A 13,682-nucleotide genomic window follows, 5' to 3' on the forward strand; every position below is an offset into this window, starting at 1 on the left:
CTCCGTTTTAGCGATCCGACGACATAGACCAACGACGAGCGGCCTCGGCCAGCCCTTGGATCAGCACGCTGGTGACCGACGACAAACCGTCATCGCCGGGCAGCGGGCTGCGCGGGCTGATCCCGCGGACCCGCGCCGAGAGCTCCAGCTGGGTTCCGCCCTGACGCACCCGGTTCACCGGGTTCCGCGGGTGCAGCCCGCGCAATTCCGGTGGCACGTCGTCGAGGTCGGTGATGACCTGATAGCCGGTCAGCCGGATGTGGCGGGCCAAATGGGCAGCCAGCTCCCGGTTGCGACCACCGGCCAGCAGCTGTGTGCTGCGCCCGTCGCGGCCATAGCCGTGCAGCGACACCGCGACGTCGACATGGTCGAGGAAAGCGGCGAGCCGTGGCGACTCGGCCGGATCGAACAGGGCCGACGGCAGGTGATGCGGGTAGTGGTCGGGATGACGCACCACATAGACGGACGCACCGGCGGCCTCGGCGGCGCGCTCGGCGATCACGTCGGTCATCTCTTCCAGTCCGCCGCCGTGGATCGCCAAAAATCCGAAACGCGAACGCAATTGGCAGCTCTCGGCCACCCCGGGCTCGCTCAGCAACGCCGAAAACGACTGCGGCCCAGGCCCGCACGCCGCCGACGATTTCGGGCGCGGCCAGCCGGCCGGATCCCAGCGGCGCAAGAACTCGAGCCAGCGTGGGGGCAGCCCGTGCTGCGCGGCACCGTCGATGATGGTGGGCAGGTAGCCCGGGCGGGGAGGGCCCGGCGTCACCCGGTGGTCGATGTAGACCCAGGCCGGTGACGGCCCGTCGTCGGTGTGCACGGTCAGCCGGTCGCGCCGGTAGCGCACCGGCACACCCTCGGCGCTGTCCAAGGTCGCCAGGTCGCCGTCGGAGATCTGCCAGAGCACCCCATGCACCTGGTTTCCGGCCAACGGCTCGACGGTGGCCACGCCTCGCTGGTTGATCAGCCAGTCGTGGTCGGCGAGGACCGCGGGGCGCGGATCGGCGGCGTCGGGACAGCGGCGCGCCATCTGCCGTACGCATAGGTTCGAGCCGTATGCGAAGTACAGATGACGCAGGGCCGGCATTCAGCCGGTCACCGTCAGCCAGACGAGCACCATGTTAAGCAGACTAATCAATATGCCGACGCCCCAGCCAAGAATCGTCGTGATGCGGTGGTTGGCGTCGTCGCCCATCAGCTCGCGGTTGCTCGTCAGCTTGATCAGAGGCAGCACCGCAAACGGAATGCCGAACGACAGCACCACCTGGGACAGCACCAACGCGCGGGTGGGGTCGAACCCGACCGCCAGGATCACCAGGGCGGGGCACAGGGTGATCAGGCGGCGCGCCACCATCGGGATCGACCGGTGCAGCAGCCCCTGCATGATCATGGCGCCGGCGTAGGCGCCCACCGACGAGGACGCCAGCCCGGACGCGAGGAGACCGATCGCGAACAGCACCGCGATGGTCGCCCCCAGCGTGTTGTGGATGGCGGAATAGGCGCCCTCGATGGAGGCGCTCACGTTGCGGTCCTGCAGGTTGATCGCGGCGACCAGCAGCATGGCGGCGTTCACCGTGCCGGCCACCGCCATCGCCAGGACGACGTCCCAGCGGGTGATCCGCAGCAGCAGGCGGCGATGCGACCCATGGTCGGGATGCCCGTGCCGGTCTAGCACCAGACCCGAATGCATGTACACCGCATGCGGCATCACGGTGGCCCCCAGGATCGCGGCGGCCAGCAGCACACTCTCGGTGCCGCGGAACCTCGGCACCAGGCCGCCCAGCACGTCGTGGGGCGGCGCGGTCTTGACGAAGAAGCTCGCCGCGAACCCGATCGCGATGACCAGCAGCAAGCCGGTGATGACCCGCTCGAAGATGATCTGTCCGCGCCGATCCTGAATGCCCAGCAACAGCAAGGCCACCACGCCGGTGATGAGCCCGCCGACCATCAGCGGCAAGCCGAACAGGATGTGTAGGGCGATGGCCCCGCCGACGACTTCGGCGGCGTCGGTGGCGATCGCCACGAGTTCGGCCTGCGCCCAATACACCAGCCGCAGTGGGCTGCTCATCCGCTTGCCCAGAGCGGCCGGCAACGATCGCCCGGTGACCAGCCCGAGCTTGGCCGACAGGTACTGCACCAGGCCCGCGAGGACGTTGGCCGCGACGATCACCCACAACAGCAGGTAGCCGTACTGTGAGCCGGCGCTGACGTTGGCCGCGACGTTTCCGGGGTCGACGTAGGCGATCGCGGCGACGAACGCGGGCCCGAGCAGATACCAGTTGCCCTTGAGCGAGCCCTGGGTGCGCTGCGCCAACGTGACCTCGATTCACTTCACCGAATAAGAAAGTGAGGTTAGTCGAACATCCCGTCGGGCTGCCCAGCGGCCGCGGTGTTTCGTGCCGTCCAGGCTCAGGCCGGACGGTAGAGCCCCTTGCCGGTGATCAGCGGCAAGTCGAGCGTGGTGACGATTCCCGGATCGGCGGCCACCACCGCGGGAATCGCGTTGACGACTCGCATCGCGGTGGCCACCAGCCCGGCGTGGTTGTGATCGCCCTTGCGGCTGCTCAGGCAGATGTCCATGGCGTACGACGGCTCGCCGGTGACCTCGATGCGGTAGGAGCCACCCTCCTGTGCGGGTTGCGGCCAGTCCGGGCACAGGTCCTCGCGCAGCCGGGTGACGTGTTCGAGGACGACGACGGGATCGCCGTTGACCATGCCGAACACCTCGAAGCGCAGCGCCGCGGCGGTGCCCTTGGCGATATGGCCCGAGGCGATGTCGAAGTCCTCCGGGGCGGGTACGCGCACGTGCGACTGGGTGACCTCGTCGAGCGAAATGCCAAGGCCCGCCGCCATTTGCCGGATCACCGAGCCCCACGCCAGGCTGAGCACACCGGGCTGCAGCAACATGGGAATTTCGTCGAGTGGCTTGCCGAATCCCACGACGTCGAACATGACCGCCGCACTGTCATAGGTGGCGTAGTCGACGATCTCCATGCACCGGATCTGCTGGATGCTCTGGCAGGTGCCGGCCAGCGCCAGGGGCAGCAGGTCGTTGGCGAAGCCCGGGTCGATGCCGTTGACGTAGAGGCTTGAATTGCCTTCGCGCGCTGCGTCTTCCAGCGGCTTGATCAGCTCCTCGGGGATCACCTGCCACGGATACTGCAAGAAGACGGGGCCGCTGCCGACGATATTGATCCCGGCCGCCAGCACGCGCCGGTAATCCTCGAGCGCCTCGGGCAACCGGTTGTCGGCCAGCGCGTTGTACACCGCGCACTGCGGCCCGGTGGCGAGCACGGCGTCCAGGTCGGTGCTGGCGAGCACCCCCGTCGCCTCCGCAAGCCCGGCGAGCTCGGCGGCGTCCTTGCCCGCCTTGGCGTCGGACGACACCCACACGCCTTTCAGGTCGAACTCCGGATTGGTGATGAGCGCGCGCAGCGCGTGGATACCGACGTTGCCGGTGCCCAGTTGGACGACGGGGATGGGCATGACGTGCTCCTTAGCGGTCGTGGGTCACAGGTCCGGGACGGGGATGTCGAGATTGGGGAAGGTGAGGCCGCCGTCGACCTCGAGGGTCTTGCCGGTCAGGAAGTTGCCGGCGGGAGACGCCAAATAGACTGCCGCAGCGGCAATGTCGACCGGATCGCCCAGCCGGCGCATCGGGGTGGCCTTCTCCATCGGCGACCGCAGCTCGTCGTTGGAGGCAACCACGTCCAGCGCGGAGGTGAGGATCGATCCCGGCGCGATCGCGTTGACCCGAATCCGTGGGCACAGGTCCAGGGCGGTCAGCCGGGTGTAATGGGACAGCGCGGCCTTGGCGGTGCCGTAGGCCGCGAAGCCACGTCCGGCCAGCCGGCCCATGGTCGAGGTGATGTTGATGATGCTGCCGCCGCCGGAGTGCTCGAGCATCAACGGCACCGCAGCCAGTGTGAGCGCGTGGGCGGTGCCGACGTTGAAGGTGAAGGCGTCTTTGAGATCCTTCGTCGAGGTCGTCAACAACGTGTTGGGCATGGATCCCCCGACGTTGTTGACGACGATGTCTAGTTTCCCGAATGCCTCGACGGCCTGGCCGGCCAGCTCGGCGGTGGATTCCGGATGCGCCAGGTCGGCGGCCACGACGTGGGCGCGGCGCCCGGCGGCGCGGACCTGTTCGGCGACGGCCTCTAGTCGGGATTCAGTTCGCGAGGCGATGAGGACGTCGGCGCCTGCCTCGGCGAACGCCAGCGCGATGGCCGCCCCGAGGCCACGGCCTGCACCGGTGATGACGGCGACTTTGTCGTCGAGACGGAACCTGTCAAGGATCATGGCGGCCTCTCTTCGTTTCGGTGTCAGGCGACACGGTAGCAAGCCGCGGCGGCGCGGATAAGGCATTTCTAGAACAAGTTCTATTTTTCTATCCGGGGGGCTTCCGATGCGGCCGTCGGGGCGGCGGCCCGGTGTCGGTGACGTTGCGCGCGTTGCCAGACCATTTGCCCGTCGTTCACCTTGGTGCGGTTAGCTCGGTGACGCCGATCTTTGTGGTCCTTACTGTGAGGAAGAGACTTGGGACGCAACCGTTTTGGTGCTGTGCTGGGCGTCCTGACAGCCGCTGCGCTGGTGTTGTCGGGATGCGGATTCCACGACAGCACGGCCCGGGGAAGCGGGGCGGGCGTGTCGGGCGTGGTCAATTGCGGCGGCAAGCAGGCCCTGACGGCGGCGGGCTCGAGCGCCCAGGCCAACGCGATGACCCGATTCTCCGGCGCCTTCGAGCACGCTTGCCCCGGTCAGACGCTGAATTACACACCCAATGGCTCCGGCGCGGGAATCGGCCAATTCACCGGAAACCAAATCGATTTCGCGGGTTCGGATTCACCGTTGGCCCCGATCGAATACTTCGCGGCGCGGACCCGATGCGGTTCGCCGGCGTGGAATCTGCCCGTGGTCTTCGGCCCGATCGCGATCACCTACAACGTCAGGGGCGTCAGCTCGCTGATCCTCGACGGGCCCACCGCCGCCAAAATCTTCAAGGGCGCCATCACTGCCTGGGACGACCCGGCGATCGCAGCGCTGAACCCGGGTACCGCGCTGCCCGCCGAGCCCATCCGTGTCGTGTTCCGCGGCGACGAGTCCGGCACCACCGACAATTTCCAGAAATACCTGGACTCCGCGTCCGACGGCGTGTGGGACAAGGGCATCGGCAAGACGTTCCACGGTGGGGTCGGGCAGGGCGCCGACGGCAACGGCGGTACGTCGGCGGCCGTCCGGGCGACCGAAGGATCGGTCACCTACAACGAATGGTCGTTCGGTCTGGCGCAGAAGCTGACGATGGCCAGGATCGTCACCTCGGCCGGGCCCGAGGCGGTGGGCATCAGCGCCGGATCGGTCGGGAAAACGATCTCCGGTGCCACCCTCACCGGGCAGGGCAACGACTTGGTGGTGGACACCTTCTCGTTCTACAAGCCGACCCGGCCCGGTTCCTACCCGATCGTGTTGGCGACCTACGAGATTGTGTGTTCGAAGTATCCCGACCCGCAGGTCGGCGCGGCCGTAAAGGCGTTCCTGCAAAGCACCATCGGTGCCGGCCAGAATGGCTTGGTGGACAACGGGTATATCCCGGTGCCGGAGTCGTTCAAGTCCCGGCTGTCGGATGCGATCAACGCCATCGCGTGATGTCAGCAACCAGTCGGCGGCCCCTCGGAGGGCCGGGTGGGGCCTTTGCTGACGAACACCGGCCAGGCGACGTCGCGGTGTGCTGCGGCCGACGTCGCGACCCCCCGCCGACGCGTTCAGCGGTGATCGCCGAAAAGTTTGCTCAACGTTCAATTGTTACTGTTACGTTCGTGGCCGCGATACCGGCTGGTCGGCGCGCTACGGTTAACTGACCGGCCGCGACCATGTTTCATCCCTACCGTGAGGAAGCGAATTGAAACTCAACCGATTTGGCGCCGTGCTGAGTGCCTTGAGCGTTACTGCGCTGGCGTTGTCGGGGTGCGGCAGCGACAACAACGGGTCCGGCGCCAGTGCGCCGACCGGCTCGTCGTCGGGCAAGGTGAATTGTGGCGGGAAGAAGGCCCTCAAGGCCAGCGGGTCGACGGCCCAGGCCAACGCGATGACCCGCTTTGTCAACGCGTTCGAGCAGGCCTGCCCCGGCCAGACGCTGAACTACACGGCCAACGGATCCGGTGCGGGAATCAGCGAATTTAACGGCAACCAAACGGATTTCGGTGGTTCTGACTCGCCGCTGGCGACCAACGAATACGCCGCCGCGCAGCAGCGGTGCGGTTCGCCGGCCTGGAATCTGCCGGTCGTTTTCGGCCCGATCGCCATCACCTACAACGTGACGGGCCTGAACTCGCTCAGCCTCGACGGCCCCACGGCCGCCAAAATCTTCAACGGCTCGATCACAACGTGGAACGACCCCGCGATTCAGGCCCTCAACCCCGGTGCCACATTGCCCGACGTGCCGATTCACGTCGTCTTCCGCAACGACGAGTCCGGCACCACCGACAATTTCCAGAAATATCTCGACGCCGCCGCGGACGGAGCATGGGGCAAGGGCGCCGGAAAGACCTTCAAGGGCGGCGTCGGTGAGGGAGCCAAGGGCAACGACGGCACGTCGGCGGCGATCAAGGCCACCGAAGGATCCATCACCTATAACGAATGGTCGTTTGCCCAGGCACAGAAACTGAACATGGCCAAGATCATCACCTCGGCCGGCCCGGACGCGGTGTCGATCAGCGCCGAATCGGTGGGCAAGACGATTGCTGGGGCCAAAATCTCCGGCCAGGGCAACGACCTGGTGCTCGACACGCTGTCGTTCTACAAACCCAAGCAGGCCGGTTCCTACCCGATCGTGCTGGCGACCTACGAGATCGTGTGCTCGAAGTACCCCGACTCCGGGGTCGGTGCGGCGGTGAAGGGATTCCTGCAAAGCACCATCGGCGCCGGGCAAAATGGCCTGGCCGACAATGGCTACATTCCGATCCCCGACGCGTTCAAGGCGAGGCTGTCTTCTTCGATCAACGCCATCACATAACCTGAGGTGGTCGTGACACGAGGAACAGCAACCAGCCCGTCGACCGCGGAAAAACCGGCATCAACGGCGCTGAATGCACGCGTGTCGCGGCGGGGCGACCGGATCTTCAAGCTGGTCGCCGCGGCCGCTGGTTCCACGATCGTGGTCGCCATCCTGTTGATCGCGGTGTTCCTGTTGCTGCGCGCCCTGCCGTCGTTGCGCGTCAATCACGCAAACTTCTTCACCAGCGCCGAGTTCAGCACCAGCAACCCCCACAACCTGGCCTTCGGCATCCGTGACCTGCTCATGGTCACGGTGCTCAGTTCGCTCACCGCGCTGGTGCTGTCCGTGCCCATCGCGGTCGGTATCGCCGTGTTCCTCACCCAATACGCGCCGAAGCGGCTGGGGCGCCCGTTCGGCGCGGTGGTGGACCTGCTGGCCGCGGTGCCGTCGATCATCTTCGGGCTCTGGGGAATCTTCGTCCTGGCCCCCCGGCTCGAGCCGGTCGCGGCGTTTCTCAATCGGCACCTCGGATGGTTTTTCCTGTTCAAACAGGGCAACGTGTCGTTGGCCGGCGGCGGCACCATCTTCACCGCCGGCGTCGTGCTCTCGGTGATGATCCTGCCGATCGTCACGTCGGTCTCGCGCGAGGTGTTTCGGCAGACCCCCCACATCCAGATGGAAGCGGCGCAGGCGCTGGGCGCCACCAAGTGGGAGGTGGTGCGGATGACCGTGCTGCCGTTCGGCCGCAGCGGCGTCATCGCCGCCTCGATGCTGGGGTTGGGACGCGCGCTGGGCGAGACCGTGGCTGTGCTGATCATTCTGCGTTCGGCCGCCCGCCCGGGGAATTGGTCGCTGTTCGACGGTGGCTACACGTTTGCCTCCAAGATCGCGTCGGCGGCCGCGGAGTTCAGCGCACCGCTGCCCACCGGGGCGTACATTTCGGCGGGATTCGCCCTGTTCGTGCTGACGTTTATCGTCAACGCGCTGGCCCGCGCGATCGCTGGCGGCAAGGTCAACGGATGACGCGCGCCGCGACGATGCAGAGCGAAGCGATGAGGAGAAGCGGCGCTCATGACTCGCGCCGCGACGATGCAGAGCGACGCGATGAGGAGGAGCGGCGCTCGTGACAGTTGACGCGCTCGACCGGCCGGTCAAGGCCGAGGTGTTCAGGCCGCTCAGCTTCCGGCGGCGGATCACCAACGGCGCCGCGACGATCTTCTTTCTCACCTCGTTCCTCATCGCGCTGGTGCCGCTGTTCTGGGTGCTGTCGATCGTGGTCGCACGGGGCTGGTACGCCGTGACCCGGTCGGGGTGGTGGACCCACTCGCTGCGCGGCGTGCTGCCCGAACAGTTCCTCGGCGGCGTCTATCACGCGCTGTACGGGACGCTGGTGCAGGCCGGGGTGGCCGCCGTGCTGGCCGTGCCGCTGGGCCTGATGACCGCGGTCTTCCTCGTCGAATACGGTTCTGGCCGCCTGGTGCGGCTGACCACCTTCATGGTCGACGTGCTGGCCGGGGTCCCCTCGATCGTCGCGGCCCTGTTCATCTTCAGCCTCTGGATCGCCACCCTGGGCTTCCAGCAGAGCTCTTTTGCGGTGTCGCTCGCGCTGGTCTTGCTGATGCTGCCGGTGGTGGTGCGCTCCGCCGAGGAAATGCTGCGGCTGGTGCCCGACGACCTGCGCGAGGCCAGCTACGCGCTGGGTGTGCCGAAATGGAAGACCATCGTTTCGATCGTCTTTCCGATCGCGATGCCCGGCATCGTCTCGGGCATCTTGTTGTCCATCGCGCGGGTGATCGGCGAAACCGCGCCGGTGCTGGTGCTGGTCGGCTACAGCAGGTCGATCAACTTCGACATCTTCCACGGCAACATGGCCTCGCTGCCGCTGCTGATCTACACCGAGCTCACCAACCCCGAACACGCCGGATTCCTGCGGATCTGGGGTGCGGCGCTGACGCTCATCATCATGGTCGCCGTGATCAACGTCGTCGCCGCGGCCACCCGATTTCTGGCGACCCGCAAACGCTGACCGAGGCGCGTCGGGTCAGGACTTCGAGGCCGCTTTCTTGGCCGGAGTCTTCTTGGCGGCGGTCTTTTTCGCGGGTGCCTTCTTGGCGGCGGTCTTCTTCGCTGCGCTCTTTTTCGCGAGCGCCTTTTTCTCCGCTGCCTTGCCGTTGCCTCCACCGGAGCGCGCCTTCACGCTGGCCTCCAGCTTGGCCAGCAGATCGGAGACGTCTTCGGTCTCATCCAGCTCCTTGGGCTGCTCCTCGGTGGTAAACGCCTCTCCGCCTTCGAGTTTGGCTTGGACCAGCTCGTGCAGCTGCTCCTGGTAGTCGTCGTGGTAGCGGTCGGGGTTGAACTCCTCGGCCATCGAATCAACCACCTGCCCCGCCATTTTGAGCTCGGCGGGTTTGACCTCAACCTTCTTGTCGAGGATCGGGAAGTCCGGATCACGAATCTCGTCGGGCCACAACAACGTATGGATGACCATCACGTCGCGCTTGCCGAAGTCCTTGACCCGCAACGCCGCCAGCCGGGTCTTGTTGCGCAGCGTGAAGTGCACGATCGCCATCCGGTCCGTCTCCGCAAGCGTCTTGGCCAGCAGCACATAGGATTTCGACGATTTGGAGTCGGGCTCCAAAAAATAGCTGCGGTCGAACAGCATCGGATCCACATCGCTGGCCGGCACGAACTCCAGCACTTCGATCTCGCGGCTGCGTTCCTCGGGCAGCGTGGCGATGTCGTCGTCGGTGATGATGACCATCTGGCCGTCATCGGATTCGTAGGCCCGGGCGATGTCACGGTATTCGACGACTTCGCCGTCCACCTCGCACACGCGCTGGTATCGGATGCGGCCGTTGTCCTTGGCGTGCACCTGGTGGAACTTGATGTCGTGGTCCTGGGTGGCGCTGTACACCTTGACCGGGACGTTCACCAGCCCGAACGCGATGGAACCCTTCCAGATGGAGCGCATGTAAGTCAGTATGCCCACACTGTTCGCTGCCTAACAGCACCCCCGCCGCCGCGCCGCTGTTCAAAAGCCCGCGCCCGTAACGCCACGGCGAGATTGTCCTCGGCAGATTCATACGGTCAATGCAATTTCCACGTTTGAGGAGGTTGCAGGTGTCAGTTGCTTATCCGCGTTCGATGCGGCGAGAGTTCTTTGATCGGGTGTGTGCAGGGGAATCATTGCGTGAAGCCGGCCGTCAGGTCGGTGTGTCGATCCAGACCGGATGGAGCTGGTGGCATGACGCTGGATCAATGCAATTACGAAGTGGTACGGGCTCTGATACCGGCCTTGCCGAACCAGGTGATCTGACCCGGCCGGGCGCGCGGGGACACCGGCTCAGTTTCGATGAACGCCTGGTGATTATGCGGGGTCTGGACAAGGGCCTCACCCAGGTCGAGATCGCCGACGAGCTCGACCGCGACGCCAGCGTCATCTCCCGTGAGCTCAAACGCAATCGCAATCCCGACGGGGATTACCACGCTGGTCTTGCCCATGCCCGCGCCGCCAAGAAAGCCAAGCGTCCCAAAGCATTCAAACTCCAAGACCGCGCGCTATGCGAGGCCATAGAGGACTGGATGGATCAGGGATGGAGTCCCAAACTGATCGCCGATGTCTTGGCGCGCGATCACCCCGATGACAGGCTGGCACGGGTGAGCCACGAAACCATCTACCAGTGCCTCTACGTCCAAACTCGTGGTCAACTGCGCGCCGACCTGAGTAAGCGTTTGTCGACGAAACGCGCGGCCCGCAAATCCCGGGACCACACCGAACGGCGGGGGAAATTCCACGATGTGTTCACCATCAGCGACCGGCCCGCCGAGGCCGCCGACCGCGCGGTGCCCGGCCACTGGGAAGGTGATCTGATCGTCGGCCCCAACAGCGCCATCGGCACCCTGGTCGAGCGGTCCACCCGCTTTACGATGCTGCTGCATTTGCCCGGCGATCACACCGCCGAGACGGTGGCCGGCGCGATGATCGAAGCGATGCGCCAGTTACCCGAACACCTTCGTCGATCAATCACCTGGGACCGTGGCAGCGAAATGGCCCGCTGGCGCGACATTCACCTGCAACTCAACACCCCGGTCTATTTCTGCAATCCGCACTCGCCCTGGCAACGCGGCACCAACGAAAACACCAACCGCCTCCTGCGCTTCTGGTTCGAAAAGGGCAGCGACCTCAGCGGTTACACCCCAGCAGACCTCAAACGCATCCAAGACACCCTCAACCGACGACCGCGCCCAACCCTTGACCTCGACACCCCCGCCCAACGCCTGGCCGCCCTCCTCGACCAAGCCGCCTAACAAAAATGCATTAGCCACTTGACTTTGAGCCTCGAATTTTCGCCGTGGCGTTACATCCGCGAGCGAAAGGGCCGCGCTCGAAGACACTAGCGGCGACGGTTTGCTTGGGCCCGCAGCGCGGCGCGATCGGGGAGGTCGGCGCCGGACCGCGAGACCGTCACCGCCGACGCCAGGCTGGCGGCTTGTAGTGCCGCCGTGAGCGCGTCGAGCCCGACCCGGCTCAGGGCGGCGCGGCGGTCGGCGCCCAACAGACCCAATTCCCACAGCGCATCGAGCAAACCGGCCATGAAGGCGTCGCCGGCACCGACGGTGTCGACCACCCGGACCGGCCTGGCCGCCACCCGGACATCGCCGGCCGCGCAGAACGCCACGGCGCCCCGGGCGCCCAGCGTCAGGACGACGATCGCGGGTCCCGACGCCAGCCACCCCGGGCCGTGCGCTGCGGCTCGCGGTCGGGATCGATCCACTTCAAGTCCTCGTCACTGACCTTGCTTGTTGCCTCATGTCAAGATGCGCGCGAAAGGGTGGTTCGTTGCCTCACGTGAGCGTGCGCGCTTGGTGATGGGAGCGGGGGTGCCGGCTGGGGCTTTGCTGGTGGCCAGGGTGAAGAGCTGGGCGGTCAACGCCTGAATCTGGCGTTGGGTGGCGGCCGGATTGATCAGCGAGTGGGTCCGCTTGAGCGCGACAATGCGTTCCACAGCCATGCTCGGGTGATTGATCGCGCGGTGAAACGGGGTCTGGGCCTTGTCGTGTTTGCGGGACACCTTGGCTCCTGTGCGGACTTTGGAGATCAGTTTCTGCTGGGGGTGGAAGTAGTTGGTCAGCTTCGTCTGCAGATGCCAGATTTCGTTGAGTAGCAACAGTTCTGATGCGGTGTCGTAGCGGTAGTAGCCGACCACTGTGCGTACCACTGCCCAGTTTTTCNGCTCGACGTGGCAGCCGTCGTTCTTGTTGCCCGGTCGTGACCGGGTGAAAGTGATGCAGCGGTTTTGACACCATGTCAGCAGGTCGTCGTTGATGAATTCCGAGCCGTTGTCGCAGTCCACGCCGACGATCGGGAACGGCATCGCGGCGGCGATGTGATTGAGGGCGGCCAGTACGTGTTTGGCCGCCCTGTCGGGCAGTGAGCGGCTCTCGGTCCAGCCGGTGGCGATGTCGGTGACCGTCAGTGTGAAGGCATGGCCTCCACCGCGGTTGCCGCCGTCGTGGAAGACCGTGTCGATCTCGACGAAGCCGGGCACAGCGTCGTCCCATTCGGCCCAGGTGCGCACCGGGATCTGGCTTTTGAGCAGCGATCCCGGCTTGGTGCCCACACGTCCTTTGATCGTGTATTTGGCTCGCTCATCGGCCAGGCGGCGATCGATGGTGGCCGCCGACATCGAGACCAACAACGCCGCGGTCTCATCACTGATGACCAGCTCCCGGAAGTGACGCAACACGGCCACCAGCTCTGCGAGCATGGGGGCGAGCCGTTTGCCGGCGGGCATTCCGAGTACGGTCCAGCAGACCGTCAATGCGGCGATGACCTCAGGTCCATACGTCACCGGCCGGACAGGACGCGCGGCGACGATCGTGGGCACCAGCGCGGCTTTAAGCGCCTTACGGGCATGGTTGCGATGCCAGCCGGTGTTGGCACACAACTCATCGAGAATCCGGCTCTTCCCGCGCTTACCGGCCTGCTGGTAACGGATCGCCGCTGCCTGCGTCACTGCTCTGCGCTCGCCCAATGTCAGCCCCATCACCTGGGCCTACCGAAGTCATTGCTGACCGATCAGGCAGGCGCGCCGTCCACGCGCGCATTTCTGATGAGTCAACGAAGCACCCATTCGCGCGCATTTCTGATGAGTCAACGCGCTTGACGATGTCGCTGCGCTCGACCAGGTGTGCGATGCGGGCCTGCGCGGCGTCACGGTCGGGAATCAGCGACGGTCGCACGTTGGGATCGAAGCTCACGGTGGCCGAGACGCGGTAAGCCTCGAGCAGCGCGGCGACCGCCAGGCACCCCGGTTCGCGCACGGCGGCGATCGACCCGGTGTGCACCAGCAGCGGCGGTGCCACCTCGGGCGTACCGGAAAGCCGCCATTGCAGATCGAATGTGTAAGCGGCCGAGCCGTCGTCGGCGATCGTCGCGACCGCGGCCGGCGTGCGTTCGGCCGAGACACTTCCCGGAACGAGTTGCACACCAGAGGATTTCAGGTCCGCGGCGATGCGCTGGCCGGATTCGTCGTCCGCGATATGGGTCAAGAAGTCGACGTGACGACCCAGCCGGGCCAGCCCGACCGCGACGTTGAGGGGGCTGCCGCCGACGTGCTCGACGGCGCCGCGCCGTTCGACCCTGTCGATCAGCGCTTCACCGATGACCAGCGCGCCGCCCATAGAC

Annotated in this window: 11 protein-coding genes and 2 pseudogenes; 5 read left to right on the forward strand and 8 right to left on the reverse strand. The window is 65.8% G+C overall.

The genetic code is table 11. From position 1 onward, the window contains the following. Positions 1-7: 7 nt before the first annotated feature. The 4 genes from W7U_RS01175 to W7U_RS01190 all read right to left on the reverse strand — a co-directional run bounded on the left by W7U_RS01175 (position 8) and on the right by W7U_RS01190 (position 4,302). A complete protein-coding gene (locus tag W7U_RS01175) occupies positions 8-1,087 on the reverse strand; it encodes a poly-gamma-glutamate hydrolase family protein (RefSeq protein WP_008253936.1) in 1,080 nt (359 codons plus the stop codon). After that, positions 1,088-2,314: an Nramp family divalent metal transporter gene (locus W7U_RS01180; RefSeq protein WP_008253939.1), complete on the reverse strand. Its 1,227-nt coding sequence runs from the start codon at positions 2,312-2,314 to the stop codon at positions 1,088-1,090. A gap of 95 nt (positions 2,315-2,409) precedes the next feature. Beyond that, positions 2,410-3,486, reverse strand: coding sequence for a dihydrodipicolinate reductase N-terminus domain-containing protein (locus W7U_RS01185; RefSeq protein WP_008253941.1), 1,077 nt, complete (start codon positions 3,484-3,486; stop codon positions 2,410-2,412). A gap of 24 nt (positions 3,487-3,510) precedes the next feature. Then, a complete protein-coding gene (locus tag W7U_RS01190; protein ID WP_008253943.1) occupies positions 3,511-4,302 on the reverse strand; it encodes an SDR family oxidoreductase in 792 nt (263 codons plus the stop codon). 237 nt (positions 4,303-4,539) lie between these two features. Between W7U_RS01190 and pstS (W7U_RS01195) the strand changes: the two genes are divergently transcribed. From pstS (W7U_RS01195) to pstA, 4 genes are all read left to right on the forward strand, one after another. After that, positions 4,540-5,646, forward strand: a complete 1,107-nt coding sequence (gene pstS, locus W7U_RS01195; protein WP_085976428.1) for a phosphate ABC transporter substrate-binding protein PstS — start codon at positions 4,540-4,542, stop codon at positions 5,644-5,646. 253 nt (positions 5,647-5,899) lie between these two features. Continuing rightward, on the forward strand, positions 5,900-7,012 hold the full coding sequence (pstS, locus tag W7U_RS01200) for a phosphate ABC transporter substrate-binding protein PstS (RefSeq protein WP_008253946.1): 1,113 nt from the start codon (positions 5,900-5,902) through the stop codon (positions 7,010-7,012). A 6-nt stretch (positions 7,013-7,018) separates the two neighbouring features. Beyond that, a complete protein-coding gene (gene pstC, locus W7U_RS01205) occupies positions 7,019-8,017 on the forward strand; it encodes a phosphate ABC transporter permease subunit PstC (protein WP_014379265.1) in 999 nt (332 codons plus the stop codon). 100 nt (positions 8,018-8,117) lie between these two features. Next, positions 8,118-9,020 carry a phosphate ABC transporter permease PstA gene (gene pstA / locus W7U_RS01210; RefSeq protein ID WP_008253952.1) on the forward strand — a complete coding sequence of 301 codons (903 nt, stop codon included), beginning with the start codon at positions 8,118-8,120 and terminating at the stop codon, positions 9,018-9,020. A gap of 15 nt (positions 9,021-9,035) precedes the next feature. Here pstA and W7U_RS01215 read toward each other — a convergent pair whose 3' ends face one another. Then, entirely contained in the window at positions 9,036-9,965 is a 930-nt protein-coding gene (locus W7U_RS01215; RefSeq protein WP_008253954.1) for a Ku protein, read from the reverse strand. Between the two features lie 119 nt (positions 9,966-10,084). On the opposite strand from W7U_RS01215, the gene W7U_RS01220 reads away from it, so the two are divergent. Then, complete coding sequence (locus tag W7U_RS01220; RefSeq protein WP_020821705.1) at positions 10,085-11,302, forward strand: IS30 family transposase; 1,218 nt, start codon at positions 10,085-10,087, stop codon at positions 11,300-11,302. An 86-nt stretch (positions 11,303-11,388) separates the two neighbouring features. Here W7U_RS01220 and W7U_RS01225 read toward each other — a convergent pair. From W7U_RS01225 to W7U_RS01235, 3 genes and pseudogenes are all read right to left on the reverse strand, one after another. After that, positions 11,389-11,792, reverse strand: a pseudogene (locus W7U_RS01225) (PfkB family carbohydrate kinase); the annotation flags it as partial. Between the two features lie 10 nt (positions 11,793-11,802). After that, positions 11,803-13,041, reverse strand: a complete 1,239-nt coding sequence (locus tag W7U_RS01230) for a DDE-type integrase/transposase/recombinase (protein WP_036428539.1) — start codon at positions 13,039-13,041, stop codon at positions 11,803-11,805. Positions 13,042-13,135: 94 nt separating this feature from the next. Further along, positions 13,136-13,678, reverse strand: a pseudogene (locus W7U_RS01235) (PfkB family carbohydrate kinase); the annotation flags it as partial. Positions 13,679-13,682: the final 4 nt, after the last annotated feature.

The organism is Mycobacterium sp. H4Y, from assembly GCF_000364405.1.
Taxonomy (GTDB): Bacteria; Actinomycetota; Actinomycetes; order Mycobacteriales; family Mycobacteriaceae; genus Mycobacterium; species Mycobacterium intracellulare.

Coding starts and splice junctions, on each gene's coding strand:
- W7U_RS01175 (WP_008253936.1), bottom strand. CDS start 1,087: ATGCCGGCCCTGCGTCATCTGTACTTCGCATACGGCTCGAACCTATGC.
- W7U_RS01220 (WP_020821705.1), top strand. CDS start 10,085: ATGCAATTTCCACGTTTGAGGAGGTTGCAGGTGTCAGTTGCTTATCCG.
- W7U_RS01215 (WP_008253954.1), bottom strand. CDS start 9,965: ATGCGCTCCATCTGGAAGGGTTCCATCGCGTTCGGGCTGGTGAACGTC.
- W7U_RS01190 (WP_008253943.1), bottom strand. CDS start 4,302: ATGATCCTTGACAGGTTCCGTCTCGACGACAAAGTCGCCGTCATCACC.
- W7U_RS01185 (WP_008253941.1), bottom strand. CDS start 3,486: ATGCCCATCCCCGTCGTCCAACTGGGCACCGGCAACGTCGGTATCCAC.